Origin of the sequence: Streptomyces sp. NPDC038707 (genome assembly GCF_040636485.1) — a bacterium.
Lineage (GTDB): Bacteria > Actinomycetota > Actinomycetes > Streptomycetales > Streptomycetaceae > Streptomyces.
Genome location: NZ_JBEZUP010000001.1, coordinates 549,611 through 565,733 on the forward strand (window position 1 = coordinate 549,611; position 16,123 = coordinate 565,733).

The following is a 16,123-nucleotide window of genomic DNA, read 5'->3' on the forward strand; positions in this document are numbered from 1 at the left end:
CCGTTGTCAGTGCCGGTTGGTAGAACTGCCGACATCAGCCCGTGTTTCCTTCCAGCTCCAGGAGCAGCAGCATGACCCTTGGCGACCACCCGCACATCTTCCACGGGCTGCCCGTGTACACCTTCCCCGAGCCGGACTGGAAGAAGGACCTGCCCGAACCGGACGGCGTCGCCTGGCGCGTCGGCACCTCCGTCTACGACGCCGGGGAGGAGTGGCAGGAGGTCTTCGCCCGCTTCCTGGACAAGATCGACACCACCCGTGTCCGCGCGCTCGTCGTCGGCGCCTGGAAGGAGGCGTACGACACCGACTCCTCCGCCGTCATCGAGGCGCTGCTCGCCGCCCGGGACCGACTCCCCGCCCTGCGCGCGATCTTCCTGGGCGACATGGAGTCCGAGGAGTGCGAGATCTCCTGGATCAACCAGACGGACGTCACCCCGCTGCTGACCGGCTTCCCCGCCCTGGAGGAGTTCGGCGTGCGCGGCGGATCGGGCCTGGAGTTCCCCGCCGTGCGCCACACGCGGCTGCGCACCCTCACGATGGAGACCGGCGGCCTGCCCGCGGCGGTGGTGCGCGGAGTCGGCGCGAGCGACCTGCCCGCGCTGGAACACCTCGACCTGTGGCTCGGCACGCCCGACTACGGCGGCGACAGCGAGCCCGCCGACTGGGAACCCATCCTGTCCGGGGCGCGCCTGCCGAGCCTGCGCCACCTCGCGCTGCGCGACAGCGAGATACAGGACGCCGTCGCCGCGGCCGTCGCCTCCGCCCCGGTGGTGGCCCGCCTGGAGACGCTGGACCTCTCCCTGGGCATCCTCACCGACGAGGGCGCGTCCGCCCTCCTCGCCGGCCAGCCCCTCACCCACCTGAAGAAGCTCGACCTGCACCACCACTACCTCACCGAGCCCCTGCTGGACCGGCTCCGGCAGACCCTGGAGCCCGCCGGGGTCGAGCTGGACCTCGACCGGGACGACGCCGACGAGGACATCGAGAGCGACGGCACGGTCTGGCGCTACGTGTCCGTGGGCGAGTAAATGGCGGCGCACCACGAGGACTTCCGCGCGCGTGAGGCGGGCGCCGCGCGCTTCGCGGTGGTCGGCAACCCCGAGAACCGCCGCGTCGCGCTCTTCGCCCAGGCGGTGCGCGCGGCCGGCCTGCCCGCCCCGCGCGTCGTCGCCTGGGCGGACGTCCTGCGCGCCGGCGGCGCCGGCTTCGCCGCCGGCGAACTGGTCCGGCTCGACTCCCCGGGCGAGAACACCGAGGTCGACCGGCTGCTGCGCGGCGCCGAGGACCCCACCCGGGTGGAGGGCTCGGCCCACTGGTACGCCACGCTGACCTCCGCGCTGCGCGGACTGCGCGGCGGCGTCCGGCTGGACGACCCGGACGACCTCGCCGTGCTGTTCGACAAACGCCGCTGCCACGCCGTGCTGGCCGGCGCGGGCGTGCCCGTGCCGTACTCACCCACCTCCGGCGCCTGGGCACCCACTGTCGGCGGCTGGGACGACGTACGTGCCCTGATGCGGGAGCACCGGATGCCACGGCTGTTCGTGAAGCTCGCGCACGGCTCGTCCGCGTCCGGCGTACTCGCCGTCGAGACCGCGGGCGGCGGCCGGATCCGTGCCACCACCTCGGTCGAACGCGCTCCGGACGGCCGCCTGTTCAACTCGCTGCGGATCCACCGCTACACCGACGAACGGCAGATCGCGGCCATCGTCGACACCCTGGCCCCCGACGGCCTGCACCTCGAACGCTGGCTGCCCAAGGCCACCCAGCGGGGACGCGCCGCCGACCTGCGGGTCGTCGTGGTCGCCGGAAAGGCCACCCATGCCGTCGTCCGCACCAGCGCCTCCCCGCTGACCAACCTGCACCTCGGCGGCCGGCGCGGCGACCTCGACGCCGCCCGCGCCGCCGCCGAGGCGTCGGGCGCCCGCTGGGCCGACGTCCTCGGCGTGTGCGAACAGGCTGCGGCCTGCTTCCCGCGCACCCTGTGCGTCGGCGTCGACCTGCTGCCGGCGACCGGCTGGCGCCGGGCGGCCGTCGGCGAGGTCAACGCCTTCGGCGACCTGCTGCCCGGGCTCACCGGCCTGCCCGGCAGCGGTGCCGAGGGCCTCGACACCTACGCGGCACAGGTCACCGCCGCCCTCGCCCGGCACGCCCGCGTACCCCATGAGCACGAGAACAGAACGGGAATTCCTCATGCGTTCGCCTGACCCGACGCCGTCGCACCAGCCTCCGGGCCGCGCCGGGCAACCGGACATGAACCGGATCGTCGGCAACCACGACCTGCTGCTGGTCACCCTCGACACCCTGCGCCACGACGTGGCGGCCGAACTGGCGGCGGCCGGCCGCATCCCCCACCTGGCCCGGCACCTGCCCGGCGGCCGATGGGAGGAACGGCACGCCCCGGGCAGCTTCACCTACGCCTCCCACCAGGCCATCTTCGCCGGGTTCCTGCCGACACCGGCGGCCCCCGGCCCGCACCCCCGGCTGTTCGCCGCGCGGTTCGCGGGCAGCGAGACCACCGCCGGCGGCACCTATGTCTACGACACCCCCGACCTGGTCTCCGCCCTCGCCCGGGACGGCTACCACACGGTGTGCATCGGGGGAGTGGGCTTCTTCAACAAGCAGGGACCGCTCGGCTCCGTCCTGCCCGGGCTGTTCCACGAGTCCCACTGGGAACCGGAGTTCGGCGTCACGTCCCCCACCTCCTTCGAGGCCCAGGTGACCCGCGCCGAACAGGTCGTCAGCCGGCTCCCCGCCGACCGGCGGCTGTTCCTGTTCGTCAACGTGTCGGCCCTGCACCAGCCCAACTGGTTCCACCTGCCCGGCGCGACCCGCGAGGCCGGTGACACCCGCGCCACGCACGCCGCCGCGCTGGAGTACGTCGACCGGCACATCGGCCGCCTGTTCGCCGCCGCGAGCAGCCGGCGCCCCTGCTTCGCCATCGTCTGCTCCGACCACGGCACCGCCTACGGCGACGACGGCTACACCGGACACCGCCTCGGCCACCCGTCCGTGTGGACCGTGCCCTACGCCCACTTCGTCCTCGACCCCGCCCACCGCCCCGAACCCCCGCACGCCGAGGCCGCCCGATGACGCTCGCCCCCCAGCCCACCGACGCAAGCCCGTACCAGAGCTACGTCTACGCCTACCCCCACAAGACCGCCTACCGCCCCCTGCCCGACCGCCCCGCGCTCACCACCCTGTGGGCGGCGGAACCCAAGGACGCGCTCTCCCTCTACCTGCACGTGCCGTTCTGCGAGGTCCGCTGCGGCTTCTGCAACCTGTTCACCCGGATCGGCGCCCCCGACGGGCTCACCACCGCCTACCTCGACGCCCTGGAACGCCAGGCGACGACGGTCCGCGCCGCCCTCGGCGACACGGCCGGCGTCCGCTTCGCCACGGCCGCGTTCGGCGGCGGCACCCCCACCTTCCTCACCGCCGCCGAACTCCAGCGGCTGTGCGACCTGGCCGAGCACCGGATGGGCGCCGACCTGCGGGCCGTCCCGTTCTCCGTGGAGGCGTCCCCCGCCACCGCCACCGCCGACCGCCTCGCGGTCCTCGCCGACCGGGGCGCCACCCGGCTCAGCCTCGGCGTGCAGAGCTTCGTCGACACCGAGGCCCGCGCCGCCGTACGCCCCCAGCGCCGCGCGGACGTGGAGGCGGCCCTCGCCCGGATCCGGGACACGGCCATCCCGGTGCTGAACATCGACCTCATCTACGGCATCGACGGCCAGACCGACGCCAGCTGGCTGCACTCCCTGGACGCCGCCCTCGCCTGGCACCCCGAGGAGCTGTACCTCTACCCCCTCTACGTCCGCCCCCTCACCGGCCTCGACCGCCGCCGCCCCGGCCCCGACCCGGCCTGGGACGAGCAACGGCTGCGCCTGTACCGGCTGGGCCGCGACCACCTCCTCGCCCACGGCTACGTACAGCACTCCCTGCGCATGTTCCGCCGCGCCGACGCCCCGCCCCAGGGCCCGGACGACTACGCCTGCCAGACCGACGGCATGATCGGCCTCGGCTGCGGCGCCCGCTCGTACACGTCCGCCCTGCACTACTCGTTCGACTACGCCGTGGACATGCACCAGATCCGGGCCATCATCGACGACTACGTGGCCCGGCCCGCCGCCTCCTTCGCGCACGCCGAGTACGGCCGCCGCATGACCCCGGACGAGGCGCGCCGCCGTCATCTGCTCCAGTCCCTGCTCCAGGCCGAGGGACTGGCGGTCGCCGGCTACCGGGCGCGCTTCGGCACCGATCCCGCCGAGGACTTCGGCCCCGAGCTGCACCGCTTCGCCGACCGGGGCTGGCTGGAACCGGACAGCGCGCACCGGCTGCGCCTGACGGCGGAAGGGCTGGCGCACTCCGACGCGATCGGCCCGGAACTGTTCTCCCCGGCCGTCCGCGCGGCGATGGCCGCCTACGAGAGCAAGTAGGCGGCCCGCATGGACCTGACGATCCTCTACCGCGGCCCGCTCGCCTCCTGCGACTACGACTGCCCTTACTGCCCGTTCGCCAAGCGGCGCGACACCACGGCACAGCTGCGCGCCGACCGGGCCGCCCTGGACCGCTTCACCGCGTGGGCCGCCGCGCAGACCGGCGACCGCCTCTCGGTGCTGTTCACCCCGTGGGGCGAGGGGCTGGTCCGCTCCTGGTACCGGCGGGCCCTGGTCGGCCTCTCCCGGCTGCCGCACGTCCGCCGCGTCGCCATCCAGACCAACCTCAGCTGCCGCACGGACTGGCTGGCCGACGCCGACCCCGACGCCCTGGCCCTGTGGTGCACCTACCACCCCGGGCAGACCCCCTACGACCGCTTCCTGGCCAAGTGCCACGATCTCGCCCGGCGCGGCATCCGGTACAGCGTCGGCATCGTGGGTCTGCCCGAGCACCTGGACCACGCCCGCCGGCTGCGCGCCGGCCTGCCGGACCACGTCTACCTCTGGGTCAACGCCGCCGAGGGCCGCACCTACACCGACGCGGACGCCGCCGTCTGGACGGACCTGGACCCGCTGTTCCCGTACAGCCGCCATCCGCACGCCAGCGCCGGGCTGCCCTGCCGCACCGGCGAGTCGGTCGTCTCGGTCGACGGCGACGGCACCGTCCGCCGCTGCCACTTCGTCCGTACCGAGCTGGGCAACCTCTACGACGGTTCCTACCGGGCGGCGCTCGGCCCGCGCCCCTGCCCGCTGGCCGTGTGCGACTGCCACATCGGTTACGTCCACCTCGAGACGCTCCCGCTGTACGACGTCTTCGCCGGCGGGGTCCTGGAACGGATCCCCGCCGGCCGCTGAGGCCGTCCCCCGTTTTCCCCTCCCGCACGGGGGAACCCGGGCGGGCCGACGAGTGGAGCGGAGGACGCCATGAGCGGACACACCGGCGAGCCCGCCGACCGGTACGGGCGGGCCCGCGACGAGAAGGAGCCCGGAGCGCACTCGGGCAGCGAGAGCCAGGCACACGAGCGCACGGTCCGGGGCACGTCCAGCGCCAAGGAGGGCTACCAGCCCGACAGCGGCACCACGGCCGGCGAGCCGCTGCGCGGCGTCGAGGCCGAGGACCGGCGGCGCGACGACCGGCCGCGGGGCGGCGAGGAGGACCGGTCCGGCGGCTGACGGCCGCCGGACGCTAGGCGTCCTCCTCGGGCGGGCGCCGCACCACCAGGCTGCTCACCTCGAAGGACATCTCGTTCGTCGCCGGGTCGGGCGCGGGGTGGTACCGCCCGGCGCAGACCGAGAGGTTGACGATGAGGAAGGCGTGCCAGCGGCGCCCCACCCCGCGCCGGTCGGCGAAGACCGGTTCGCCGTTCAGCGACCAGACCACCGAGCGCCGCCCGAACTCGGTGCGCAGATCGACCCAGGCGCCCGGCCGGACCGCCTCGTGGTGCACGTACCGCTGCGACCCGCGCACGTGGTTCGTGAACTCCAGCAGGTCCGGGTGGTCCGGGTGGTACTCGAAGACATCGACTTCCTGGCCGCCGTCCCGCCAGGTCCAGATGGCCGGCCACGCGCCGGTCTCCGCGGGCAGCCGGACCCGGGCCTCCAGCACATCCCCCGCGAGGAGCAGGAACTCCTCCTCGCTGTCCTCGGTGGTCAGCAGTCCGGTGTCCCACATGCCGTCCGGCCGTCGGGCGGCCCGGAACACGCCCGAGCGGCTGTGCTCGGCGCCGTCCACCAGATGGTCCAGCTTGTCGTCGTCAGGATTGACCGGCCCGCCTCCCGGGTAGGCCGAGGTCCGGCCCGCGGTCCACTGCGCCGTGGCGGCGAAGTCCGCCGTGAACACGATGTCGGACCGGTCCGGGTCGCGCGGGGACGGCACCGGGGCGCCCGTCGTCGGTTCTGTCATGTCCCATGTCTCACCGGCGCTGACCCGGTCATGCGCCGAGGCCCGTCACCGCCATGGATTTCCTCCGTGTGGGTGAACACAGCGGGCGGGATCGTCAGCGCAGGCTGGCGCCCTGGGCTCGCAGTTCCCGCTGGACCGCGCCCACCGGGACGTCCCGGGGCCGCTGCCCCCGGGTCGCCGCGAGGGCCGCGCAGACGCCCGCCGCCTGCCCGGTGGCCATGGAGATCGGCATCACGCGGTAGGAGGAGTGGGCCACATGGTCCCCGGAGATGCAGCGGCCCGCGACCAGCACCCGATCCAGGCCCCGCGGCACCAGACAGCGCAGCGGGATGTCGTAGGACTCGCCGCGCGGCAGCCGCCTGAGCGTGGTGCCGCGACCGCTGGGATTGTGGATGTCGACGGGGTAGGCGCCGCGCGCGACGGCGTCGTCGAAGGTGCGGGCCGTCAGGACGTCCTCGCCGGTCAGCCGGTACTCGCCGGTGATCCGCCGGGTCTCCCGCACCCCGACCTGGACGCCGCTCTGCACCACGTAGGAGTCGGCGAAGCCCGGTACGCGGCCGCGCAGGAACCGGGAGATCTGCGCCATCTGCCGGTGCGCGGCCAGTTCCGCGCGGGTCAGGTCCCAGACGCTGGTGCCGAGCACCTCGGTGACCCGCGTGGAGTTCACCGCCACCTCACCGGCGTTCGGGGTGGCGAAGAACAGCATGTCCTCGCGCGGCAGGTCCAGCTCACCGGCGTCGGTGGCCGCGCGGACCAGGTCCCACAGCCCGTGCACGCCCTTCCACTGGTCCGGCCGGGCGCGGGTGTAGGCGGCGAACTCCTCGTGGTCGAAGCGGACCATGCGGAACATCAGCGTCATGGGCTGCGTCCAGCCGTCCTCCGGCCGGCCGGTCTCGTACCCGGCCCCCGCCGCCGCGGCGATGTCGCCGTCCCCGGTGCAGTCGACGATCACGTCCGCGTCCAGTACGAGCGGCCCCGACTTGGTCTCGAACACCGCCCGGGCCCGGTCGGGCAGGCCGATCACGCCGGACGCGAAGGCGTGCAGCAGCATGCGGACCTCGTGGTTCTCCAGCAGCTCGTAGGCCGCCAGCTTGAACAGCTCCGCGTCGAACGGCACGGTGTAGCCGGTCTCCAGCGAGGGCCGGATCGCCGCTCCGGTGCGCACCAGCTGGTCGAGCAGCACCCACAGCATCCCGCCGACGACCGGCTCGCCCTCGCCGTGGTCGGGCGGCAGCAGCCGCGTGGTGTCTCCGGGCACGGCCTGCTTGACCTCGTTGTGGAAGCTCATCAGCGGCATGACCAGGGCCGCGGTGGCATTGCCGCCCAGGAAGCCGTAACGCTCCACGAGGATCACCTCGGCGCCCGCGTCGGCCGCCCCGAGGGCCGCGCCGAGCCCGGCGGGCCCGCCGCCGACCACCAGCACCTGGGTGCTTCCCGCGTGCACGGCCCGACGTGGGGGCAGCTCCACCGTGGTGGGGACGCGGGGCGGTATCAGAGAGGACACGTTGACTCCCTCGGGGGACCGGCGGCCGTCGGCGTCAGCGGGCGGTGGTCGCGGGCACGGGCGTGCCGGGGCGAAGGACGCCGGGCGCGGCGGCGTCGAGATAGGCGAGGAGCCGCTCGCCGGTCCCGGCGGCCCGCAGCCGCATCGCGGCCGTGCGCGCCGCCGCGTCCGCCGCGCGGGCGTGCCGCTCGTCCCACAGCCGGTCCACCTCCGCCAGCAGCAGCCCGGCCGTCTCCCGGACGACACCGCGCAGCGCGGGCGCGCCGATCCGCTGGGCGAAGTCGAAGACCTTCCCGGCGTACGGCAGCGGCAGCAGGGGGATCCCGGCGAGCGCGGCGAAGACCAGGAAGTGCAGCCGCATGCCGACGGCCAGGTCGAGCTGCGCGACGATGTCGAGGACCTCCTGGGGCCCGTGGTCCCCGTGCAGCACCGTGCAGTGGTCGGCCGCCGCCATCCGGGACGCCACGGCGTGCGCGTGCCGGATGTCACCGCGCTCCATCGAGACGAAGACGACGTGCGCGTCCAGCCGGTGCACCAGGAAGTCACCCACACCGGCGAGGAGTTGGTGATAGCCCTCCTCGTCCAGGTGCTCGGCGGCGTGCCCGGGCTCCCGCACGCTCATCCCCACCAGGCGCACCCGGCGGGGCACGGCCTCCGCCCGCAGCAGGGCCCGGCCGCGGTCGCCGGGTTCCAGCAGCAGCGCCGGGTCGGCGGTGACGGAGACGGGCCGGGTGACCCCGGCCTCCTCGAGGACGAGCTTGGACTCCTCGTCGCGGACCGTCACCTCGACCGCGTCCGACAGCACCGCGCGCACGCACGCGCAGTCCGTCTCTTCGGTGAGCGGACCGGCCCCGACCGCGTAGGTGAAGACGGGCACGCCGAGGTTCTGCGCGGTGGCGGCCAGCCGCAGATACCGGCGCGCCTCGGTGTCGTAGAGGATCCCGCCCCCGCCGACCACCAGCACGTTCAGCCGGCCGAGCGGCCCGGAGATGCCCTCCCGGCACACCCCCTCCCAGCCCACGACCTCGACGTCCGGATGGACCGAACGGGTGTGCGCGGGATTGCGTGAGAAGACCACGAACCGGGTGTCCGGGCGGCCGGCCCGGACCTGGCCCAGCAGGGCGGTGAGGATCGCCTCGTCGCCGACGTTGCGGCCCCCGTAGGAGCCCAGTACGCCTACGGTCACGCCGTCCGTGCCCTCCATGACCGCTCCCTCATGGTTCGCAGCAGAAGCTGTACCAGCTTGCCGCCTTCCGGTGGGAACGGCGACCGGGGCCGCGCCGGGGCCGGTCGCGTCAGCGGGCGACGCGGTGTTTGCGCCCGCCTCGGCGGAAGCGCACGGCGGCGTAGACCAGGGCGAGGACGAGGACCACGGCGCCGATGATCAGGAGGTAGAACAGTCCTTTGACGACGAATCCGATGATCCCCAGGACGACGGCCGCGAGGATCAGGAACAGGAACAGGCTCATCGGCTCTCCCGGATTTCCCGGCGGGTCCGGCGGATCAGCGGCGTGCCAGACGTCGCTCGCCGCCGGCGCCCGGTGTGTAGGGCAGTTCGTAGTGGGCGAAGACTCCCGGTTCGTCGGCGGCGGTCAGTTCGCCGTCGGTGTCGATGGAGGGGGCCTTCTTGACGTGGCCCTTGCTCTGGGCGACCTTCAGGTAGCCCGGCCCGACCTTCGCACCCGTGAGGGGCACGAACGCCAGCCGGCGACGGGTGGGCACGCCCACGGTCACGGCGGCGAAGAAGGGCTGGTCGGTGGCGGTGTCCACGTAGACCGACTCCAGAACGCCGATCTTGTGACCGCCTTCGTCGACCACGTCGTGGTTGCGCCATTCGCGGATATCGGATGCTTCGAACATCGGTACCTCCTGTGCACGGGGTACCCACTCGCGCCGGATATGTCGCGCCGGTGGCGGCGAAGCCCTCGGAAGGCGTACCGGCCCGGGGCCGGATGCCGGGCCGGGTACGCCGAGCGGTCAGGTCACGGGCACGACGCCAGGAAGTCGATCAGTGCCGCCGTCACCTCGTCCGGCCGTTCCTGCTGGGTCCAGTGGCCGCAGCCCGCCAGCTTCACCGGCTCGCGCCGCAGGCCGGGCATCAGCGAGGGCAGCCGCTCGATGAGTTCCGGGGTGCCGGGGAAGGCGGGGACCACGTCACGGTCGCCGTAGACGTACAGCGACGGCGGGGTGACGACGGCGCCGTGCCAGGGAGCGGTCAGCTCCCAGTTCCGGTCCAGGTTGCGGTACCAGTTCAGGGCCCCGGTGAAGCCCCGGGAGAAGCTCTCCGTGAGGGCGTCGAGATCCTCCTCGGTGAACCACCGGGGCAGCACCTCGGGGTCGGCCATGTCCGCGAGCCAGCCCCGCTCCGGGTCGACCAGCGGCTGCTTCTGTCCGGCGCCGGGGGCGTCCCCCGAACCCCAGTAGACGAACTTCCGCAGCGCGGTGCGGGTGTCCTCGGCGAACTCCGCGTCGGCGACTCCGGGACGGTTGAAGTAGTTCCAGTAGAAACGGCCGCCGAACATCTCGTCCATGGCGGGCAGCGGTGGCCGCGACCCCCGGAACGGCGGCGGCACGCTCAGACCGGCCACCCCGCGCACCAGGTCCGGCCGCAGCAGGGCGGTGTGCCAGGCGACCGGCGCGCCCCAGTCGTGCCCCACGACGTACGCCCGCTCCTCGCCCAGCGCCCGGATCAGCCCGACGACATCGCCGACCAGGTGCAGGATGGTGTACGCCTCGACGTCCTCGGGATGGTCGCTGCGCCCGTATCCGCGCTGGTCGGGGGCCACCACCCGGTAGCCCGCGGCGGCCAGCGGGGCGAACTGCCGGTGCCAGGAGTGCCATGACTCCGGGAAGCCGTGCAGCAGGATGACCAGGGGGCCCTCGCCCTCCTCGGCGATGTGCAGCCGGATGCCGTTCACGTCCACCATGCGATGCTCAACCATGACCCGAAGACTACTCGCGTGATCATCGCGGGCACGGCGACCGGCACGGGTGCGCTGCGCGGGGCCGCCGCCATGGCCCGTCCGCCCAGCGTCACCGGCACGGTGGCCGGCGCCCTCGTCCGCTGTCGCCGGCCGGCGCGCCGGGGCACGCGCCGGGCCCGGGCGCCCCGTCGCCGGCGCCCGGGCCCTCGGTGGTGGCCTCGCGGATCAGCCGCTCACAGCCGCTGCCACAGCGCGGGGGCGTTCGGCGGCTCCCACCCGGTCTGCGCCTGGTGGCCCTGGAGACAGCGGTAGCCCGCGCCGCCGTACGTCACCGTGTCGCCCGCCCGGTAGACGGTGCCGGCCGCCCAGGTGCCGCCCGGCTCGCCCGGGTCACCGGGGTCCTCCGGGTCCTCGGGGCCGGTTCCGGTCGTCGTGAGAGTGAGGCCGTAGGACTGCAGGATCGGATTGACGGGCTGGAAGTACGTCGTACCGCCGCTGGTGCAGTTGCCCGAGCCGCCCGAGGTGACGCCCTGCGCCTGGCTGCCGGAGATGAACGAGCCGCCCGAGTCGCCCGGTTCGGCGCACACCGACGTCCGGGTGACTCCGCTGACGGTGCCCTCCTGGTAGGTCACGCTGGTGTTGAGCTGCTGCACCGTGCCGCAGTGCCAGCCCGTCGTGGAACCGGAGCGGCACACCGAGGAGCCCACCGGGGCCTGCGTGGATCCGGCGACCTGGACGCTGGAGCCGTTCACGTTCGAGGTCGCGGTCCAGTTGGCGTTGGCCGCCACCCAGGCCATGTCGTTGCCCGGGAAGACGGACGCCTGGAAGGTGCCCTGCGCGACCCGGTTGGAGCCGGTGGTGGTGGCGCCCGCCCGGCCGCAGTGCCCGGCCGTGGCGAAGCCCTGCTGGGTGCCCCGGGTCACCGGGAAGCCGATCGAGCAGCGGCTGCCGCTGCCGATGTAGTACGCGTCGCCGCCGCGCAGGTCGTACAGCGGGCGGGGACGCTCGGCCGACTTCACGGTCCGCGCGAGGGAGGCGCCGACGTGCGCGGCGGCCAGCAGGGAGCGGGCGGCACCCGGCCGTGTCGCCTCCACCACCAGGGTGTTGGTGGGCACGTCGACGTACCAGACCGGGGTGTCGGCCGTGGCGCGGCGGGCGGCGGCACGGTCCACCCGGGCCTTGGCGGCGTCCAGCGCGGCCAGGGAGTGGTCCACGACGACCGCGCGGGCCCCGCGCGCCCGGATCGCCGGCACGTCGGCCGGGTCGGTCGTGGCCACGTTCAGCGTGTCCGACTCCGCGCCGCGCACCCAGGCACCGGCGAAGTCCGGGCCGAGCGCGGCCGCGAGCCGGCCGGCGGTGGCGCCCGCCTCGGCCTCGTTGGCCAGCCGGCGCTCCGCCTGCCCGCGGTCCAGCCCCAGGTCCCGCTGGAGGGCGCCGAGGAGCGCGGGCGGCGCCGCGTCGGTGCGCAGCGTCTCGGCCGCCGTCGGCGGGGCGGGGGAGGCGGCCGGCCGGGCGCTCGCCGAGCCGCTGAGCCCGGCCACGAGCAGGGCACCCGTCGCCGCGGCGGCGGCGCACGCGGCTCTGAGGTGTCGTTGGAGCATGGGGAGGTCTCCTCGGATTCGGTGGGTGCCGAAACCGTAGGGAGATCACGCCCGGCCCCGTAAGACATCGGCCGACCCCCTGCCCGCGCGTTATGGATGGCGGGGAGGCGAACCGGGGGTGTTCACCCGCGCGTCGTGGATGACGGGGAGGTGAGAACCAGGGGCGTTCAGGAGGCCAGACCGGTGCGGCGGTGCCGGGCCGCGGTCTCCCGGTCCTCGCGCCGCGCGAGCCAGCGCGCGTAGCTGTCACTGCGGGCCGCCACGCCGGCGTGCGCCGTGCGGGCCTGCGCCAGCACCGTCGCCACCGTGTCCGCCCGCTGCCCGGCCCGGTGCCGGCCCAGCAGATGCCGCCACACCAGCGGGGTCCCGGCGAGCGGGCGGGTGGTGAGCCCGGGCGTCGGCGGGAACGTGGCCCGGCACAGACCCACCGCCCGGCCCACCTGCACCAGATGGACACAGGACGCGGTGTCCGTCTCGTACATGCGGCGGGGCGTGAAACCGGCCCGGGCGCAGGCCGCGGTGAAACAGTCCCCGAAACAGCCGTCGCCCGGGACGCATGCCCACTCCTCGTCGGCGAGCGCGGCGAGGTCGGCCTCCCGGCCGCGGGCGAGCGGATGGCCCTCGGGGAGCATCACGAACACCGGGTCGACGGCGATCTCCTCCCAGACCAGATGCGGGGCGCCGGGCGGGGGAGCGGAGCCGCAGGCGCCGGTCAGCGCGAAGTCCAGGCGCCCCTCGGCCAGCAGCTCCGCCAGCTCCCGCTCCGACCAGGAGGCGCAGGTGGTCACGGTGGTGCCGGGGAGGGCGTCCGCCAGCCGGTCCACCAGCGCGCCCAGCAGCGGACCGTGGGTGCCGCCGAGCCGCAGCCGCTCCCCGTCGCGCCGGGTGCGGGCGAACCGGGCCGCCTCCCGCTGGAGTTCGCTGACCGCGGGCAGCACGATCCGGGTGCGTTCCAGGACCAGTTCACCGAGGGCGGTGGCCCGCACGCCGTACCGGCCGCGCTCGAACAGCGTGCCGCCCAGGGCCCGTTCGATGCGCCTGAGCTGCGCGCTGAGCGCCGGCTGGGCGAGTCCGAGCGCCGTCGCCGCCTTGGTCAGACTGCCTGCTTCCGCGATGGCCCGAATGGTCTTCAGATGCCGCAACTCCAGCTCCATGAGGGGAGCTTGCGGGTCGGGCGGGCCGGGGGCAAGAGGCTGGTACAGACCAGAGGGCGGGTTTCGCTGTTTCCCGGTGCCCCGGCGCGTGGCATGGTCACAAGGACGTGATTGGTCTGTACCTGATCCGCGTCCCCGCGGTGCCCGACAGGTCCTGGAGAAAGGGGAGCATGGCCGATGCGCAGCACCACCGTGTTACCGGGAACCCCCGGCTCGCCGCCCGCGCCCGGGGACGTGCCCCTGCACCGGCTGGAGGTGGCCGGGCCCGGCGCCCCGCCCTTCGCCGCCGGTTCCTTCGAGGCCGTGGGGCCGCTGTCCCGCTGGGACCGGCCGCACCGGCACACGTTCTACGAGATCGTCCACGTCAGCGCCGGATCCGGCACCCACGTCGTCGATCTCGCGCGCTGGCCGCTGCGCCCCCCGCACCTGGCGGTGATCCTGCCCGGCCAGGTGCACCACTGGGAGGGCGGCCGGGGACCGGAGGGAACGCTCGCGCTGTTCACCGACGACTTCCTGGTGGACCATCCGCACGACCGCGAGGTGCTGCGGGAACTCGGCGAGCGGTGCTGGTTCGCGCTCGACCCCGAACAACACCGGTCCGTCGGGCGCCTGATGGCCGAACTCGTCGCGGAACACCGGCAGCGCGCTCCGGGACACGAGAGCGTGCTGCGCTCCCTGCTGCACGTGCTCGTCGTGCGCGCCGCCCGGCTGCCGGGCCCCGCCGGCACCGGCCGGGACCCGCGCGCCCAGGGCCGGCCGGCCGCCGTCGCCGAGGGATTCGCCCGGCTGATCGCCCGCCCGGAGGCGGCGGCCTGGTCCGTGCGGGAGTGCGCCGACCGGCTCGGCGTGACCCCCCACTACCTCACCCAGGCGGTCCGCGCCGCCACCGGCCGGCCGCCCGGGCGGCTGCTCATCGAGGCCCGCGCCTACCAGGCGCAGCGGCTGCTGGCGCACACCCAGCTGTCGGTGCGGCAGGTCGCCGCCCGCACCGGGTTCGCCGACCCCGCCTACTTCAGCCGGTTCTTCCGGCGGGAGACCGGCAGCAGCCCCGGTGACTTCCGAAAACACCACAGCCGCCCTCATCAGTCCCTCGAAGCCCCGCCGGCGCACGCCTAGGTTCGTTGCCGGTCCGGCCCCCTGGGCGTGCGCCCCCGCTCATCGCCGATCCGGCCCCAGGACGTCCGCCGCCCGGGAGGACCGCACAGCCCGCCCCCCGCAGGAGCCCCCACAGGAGGAGACATGGACGGAGCAGGTACGCACGACACCGAGCGCGACGACACCGGCGCGCAGGCGCCGGGAGCACCGGGGTCCCCCCGGCTCGTCGCCCGCAAGACGGTGCTGCGCGCGGCACTCGCGGCCACCGCCGCGATCCCCCTGGCCCTGACCGGCGGCCCCGCCCTCGCCCGCACCCTGGCCGGGAGCGGTACGGAGCCCCAGCTCACCCCGGAGTGCGACGACGGCGACGATCCCACTCCGGAGCAGACCGAGGGCCCGTACTTCAAGCCCAACTCACCGCAGCGCACCAGCCTCCTGGAGCCCGGCCTGCCCGGTACCCGGCTCACCGTGACCGGGTATGTCTTCGGCCGGGCCTGCCGCCCGCTGTCCGGGGTCCTGCTGGACTTCTGGCAGGCCGACAACAACGGTGCCTACGACAACACCGGGTTCCGGTTCCGGGGCCACCAGTACACCGACTCGACCGGCGCCTACTCGCTCACCACGATCGTGCCGGGACTGTACCCGGGGCGCACCCGGCACATCCACGTCAAGGTGCAGGCCCCCAACCAGCGCGTGCTGACCACGCAGCTGTACTTCCCGAACGAGCCGCGCAACAACACCGACACGATCTTCGACCCCCGGCTGCTGATGACCGTGCGCGACGGGAACGGCGGCCGTGAGGCGGCGTTCGACTTCGTGCTCAACGTGGCGCAGGACCCGGGCCCCGGCCCCGGCCCCACACCGCCCGGCGGCACCTGGGCCGTCGGCACCGCGTACCGGACGGGGGACCAGGTCACCTACGGCGGCCGCGGCTACGTCTGCCTCCAGCCGCACACCGCCCAGCCGGGCTGGGAGCCCCCGGCCGTACCGGCACTGTGGCGCGCGCTCTGAGCGGGCACCGTGCGCCGGCCGTGACGCGGCCGGCGCCGGTGGATGCCGGTCCGCCGGAGCACACCGTCCCCTGACCGTCACCGCTGCCTCCCGGCCTCAGCGAAGCGGGGCCCTCGAGGGTCAGGCCGACCGGACCCGCCGCGAGCGTGCCGTCGAGGGGCGCGTCGCTGAGCAGGGCGCGGACGAAGAGGGGGCCGGCGAGGGCCTCGATCACCGGGCCCCGGATCGGTGCCCGCGGCCAGTTCACCGCGTTCGATGCCGCGCCGGACCATGACCTCGGCGCGTTCCAGCCGATCGCTCCGGTAGGGTCCGCGCCGGTCCTCCGGTGTCTCGTCCCGCTCGACGCCCAGCCGCAGCAGCGCCTGCCCCTGCGCGATGGTGGTCAGCCGGCTCAAGGAGGTGAGGAGAACGACCCGATCCGCCTGAACCCGCGCCCGTGGCCGAAGGACCCACTCCGGTGCGCCCGCGAGTCCACGACACCCTGCGCGGGGCGGACGG

The 16,123-nt window shown here is 74.5% G+C and carries 16 protein-coding genes; 8 read left to right on the top strand and 8 right to left on the bottom strand.

Annotation, left to right across the window (positions count from 1 at the left end):
- Window positions 1–71 precede the first annotated feature (71 nt).
- The 6 genes from AB0E62_RS02450 (at window position 72) to AB0E62_RS02475 (ending at window position 5,606) form a co-directional block, all read left to right on the top strand.
- Window positions 72–1,028, top strand: a complete 957-nt coding sequence (locus AB0E62_RS02450) for an STM4015 family protein (protein ID WP_362186820.1) — start codon at window positions 72–74, stop codon at window positions 1,026–1,028.
- Complete coding sequence (locus AB0E62_RS02455; RefSeq protein ID WP_362186823.1) at window positions 1,029–2,204, top strand: STM4014 family protein; 1,176 nt, start codon at window positions 1,029–1,031, stop codon at window positions 2,202–2,204.
- Between the two features lie 46 nt (window positions 2,205–2,250).
- On the top strand, window positions 2,251–3,090 hold the full coding sequence (locus AB0E62_RS02460; RefSeq protein WP_362186826.1) for an STM4013/SEN3800 family hydrolase: 840 nt from the start codon (window positions 2,251–2,253) through the stop codon (window positions 3,088–3,090).
- Window positions 3,087–4,433: an STM4012 family radical SAM protein gene (locus tag AB0E62_RS02465; RefSeq protein WP_362186829.1), complete on the top strand. Its 1,347-nt coding sequence runs from the start codon at window positions 3,087–3,089 to the stop codon at window positions 4,431–4,433. Before AB0E62_RS02460 ends, AB0E62_RS02465 begins: the two co-directional genes overlap by 4 nt.
- 9 nt (window positions 4,434–4,442) lie before the next feature.
- Window positions 4,443–5,288, top strand: a complete 846-nt coding sequence (locus AB0E62_RS02470; RefSeq protein ID WP_362186832.1) for an STM4011 family radical SAM protein — start codon at window positions 4,443–4,445, stop codon at window positions 5,286–5,288.
- A gap of 69 nt (window positions 5,289–5,357) precedes the next feature.
- Window positions 5,358–5,606: a hypothetical protein gene (locus AB0E62_RS02475; protein ID WP_362186835.1), complete on the top strand. Its 249-nt coding sequence runs from the start codon at window positions 5,358–5,360 to the stop codon at window positions 5,604–5,606.
- Window positions 5,607–5,619: 13 nt separating this feature from the next.
- On the opposite strand, the gene AB0E62_RS02480 is transcribed toward AB0E62_RS02475, so the two are convergent.
- From AB0E62_RS02480 to AB0E62_RS02515, 8 genes are all read right to left on the bottom strand, one after another.
- Window positions 5,620–6,336 (bottom strand): beta-glucanase, encoded by a 717-nt coding sequence (locus tag AB0E62_RS02480; RefSeq protein ID WP_362186838.1) that lies wholly within the window; start codon window positions 6,334–6,336, stop codon window positions 5,620–5,622.
- A gap of 94 nt (window positions 6,337–6,430) precedes the next feature.
- Window positions 6,431–7,840, bottom strand: a complete 1,410-nt coding sequence (locus AB0E62_RS02485) for an FAD-dependent oxidoreductase (RefSeq protein WP_362186841.1) — start codon at window positions 7,838–7,840, stop codon at window positions 6,431–6,433.
- Between the two features lie 34 nt (window positions 7,841–7,874).
- Window positions 7,875–9,044 (bottom strand): polysaccharide pyruvyl transferase family protein, encoded by a 1,170-nt coding sequence (locus tag AB0E62_RS02490; RefSeq protein ID WP_362186843.1) that lies wholly within the window; start codon window positions 9,042–9,044, stop codon window positions 7,875–7,877.
- A 91-nt stretch (window positions 9,045–9,135) separates the two neighbouring features.
- Window positions 9,136–9,309, bottom strand: a complete 174-nt coding sequence (locus AB0E62_RS02495) for a hypothetical protein (protein WP_362186846.1) — start codon at window positions 9,307–9,309, stop codon at window positions 9,136–9,138.
- A 34-nt stretch (window positions 9,310–9,343) separates the two neighbouring features.
- Entirely contained in the window at window positions 9,344–9,700 is a 357-nt protein-coding gene (locus tag AB0E62_RS02500) for a PRC-barrel domain-containing protein (RefSeq protein WP_362186849.1), read from the bottom strand.
- 122 nt (window positions 9,701–9,822) lie between these two features.
- The gene (locus tag AB0E62_RS02505) at window positions 9,823–10,782 is read right to left on the bottom strand and encodes an alpha/beta hydrolase (RefSeq protein ID WP_362186852.1); all 960 of its coding nucleotides are present in this window, start codon (window positions 10,780–10,782) and stop codon (window positions 9,823–9,825) included.
- Window positions 10,783–10,997: 215 nt separating this feature from the next.
- Window positions 10,998–12,365 (bottom strand): trypsin-like serine protease, encoded by a 1,368-nt coding sequence (locus AB0E62_RS02510; RefSeq protein ID WP_362186855.1) that lies wholly within the window; start codon window positions 12,363–12,365, stop codon window positions 10,998–11,000.
- A gap of 167 nt (window positions 12,366–12,532) precedes the next feature.
- Complete coding sequence (locus tag AB0E62_RS02515) at window positions 12,533–13,519, bottom strand: LysR family transcriptional regulator (protein ID WP_362186858.1); 987 nt, start codon at window positions 13,517–13,519, stop codon at window positions 12,533–12,535.
- 177 nt (window positions 13,520–13,696) lie between these two features.
- Here AB0E62_RS02515 and AB0E62_RS02520 point away from each other — a divergent pair, with 177 nt between their 5' ends.
- Together AB0E62_RS02520 and AB0E62_RS02525 are read left to right on the top strand one after the other, a co-directional pair.
- Window positions 13,697–14,635, top strand: coding sequence for a helix-turn-helix domain-containing protein (locus AB0E62_RS02520; RefSeq protein WP_362186861.1), 939 nt, complete (start codon window positions 13,697–13,699; stop codon window positions 14,633–14,635).
- Window positions 14,636–14,758: 123 nt separating this feature from the next.
- Window positions 14,759–15,625 carry a carbohydrate-binding protein gene (locus tag AB0E62_RS02525; protein ID WP_362186863.1) on the top strand — a complete coding sequence of 289 codons (867 nt, stop codon included), beginning with the start codon at window positions 14,759–14,761 and terminating at the stop codon, window positions 15,623–15,625.
- Window positions 15,626–16,123 lie beyond the last annotated feature (498 nt).

What these genes read in the sequence shown, in the direction of transcription:
- AB0E62_RS02450 (WP_362186820.1), top strand. Translation starts at nt 72, where the DNA reads ATGACCCTTGGCGACCACCCGCACATCTTCCACGGGCTGCCCGTGTAC.
- AB0E62_RS02455 (WP_362186823.1), top strand. Translation starts at nt 1,029, where the DNA reads ATGGCGGCGCACCACGAGGACTTCCGCGCGCGTGAGGCGGGCGCCGCG.
- AB0E62_RS02460 (WP_362186826.1), top strand. Translation starts at nt 2,251, where the DNA reads ATGAACCGGATCGTCGGCAACCACGACCTGCTGCTGGTCACCCTCGAC.
- AB0E62_RS02465 (WP_362186829.1), top strand. Translation starts at nt 3,087, where the DNA reads ATGACGCTCGCCCCCCAGCCCACCGACGCAAGCCCGTACCAGAGCTAC.
- AB0E62_RS02470 (WP_362186832.1), top strand. Translation starts at nt 4,443, where the DNA reads ATGGACCTGACGATCCTCTACCGCGGCCCGCTCGCCTCCTGCGACTAC.
- AB0E62_RS02475 (WP_362186835.1), top strand. Translation starts at nt 5,358, where the DNA reads ATGAGCGGACACACCGGCGAGCCCGCCGACCGGTACGGGCGGGCCCGC.
- AB0E62_RS02480 (WP_362186838.1), bottom strand. Translation starts at nt 6,336, where the DNA reads ATGACAGAACCGACGACGGGCGCCCCGGTGCCGTCCCCGCGCGACCCG.
- AB0E62_RS02490 (WP_362186843.1), bottom strand. Translation starts at nt 9,044, where the DNA reads ATGGAGGGCACGGACGGCGTGACCGTAGGCGTACTGGGCTCCTACGGG.
- AB0E62_RS02495 (WP_362186846.1), bottom strand. Translation starts at nt 9,309, where the DNA reads ATGAGCCTGTTCCTGTTCCTGATCCTCGCGGCCGTCGTCCTGGGGATC.
- AB0E62_RS02500 (WP_362186849.1), bottom strand. Translation starts at nt 9,700, where the DNA reads ATGTTCGAAGCATCCGATATCCGCGAATGGCGCAACCACGACGTGGTC.
- AB0E62_RS02505 (WP_362186852.1), bottom strand. Translation starts at nt 10,782, where the DNA reads ATGGTTGAGCATCGCATGGTGGACGTGAACGGCATCCGGCTGCACATC.
- AB0E62_RS02510 (WP_362186855.1), bottom strand. Translation starts at nt 12,365, where the DNA reads ATGCTCCAACGACACCTCAGAGCCGCGTGCGCCGCCGCCGCGGCGACG.
- AB0E62_RS02515 (WP_362186858.1), bottom strand. Translation starts at nt 13,519, where the DNA reads ATGGAGCTGGAGTTGCGGCATCTGAAGACCATTCGGGCCATCGCGGAA.
- AB0E62_RS02520 (WP_362186861.1), top strand. Translation starts at nt 13,697, where the DNA reads ATGCGCAGCACCACCGTGTTACCGGGAACCCCCGGCTCGCCGCCCGCG.
- AB0E62_RS02525 (WP_362186863.1), top strand. Translation starts at nt 14,759, where the DNA reads ATGGACGGAGCAGGTACGCACGACACCGAGCGCGACGACACCGGCGCG.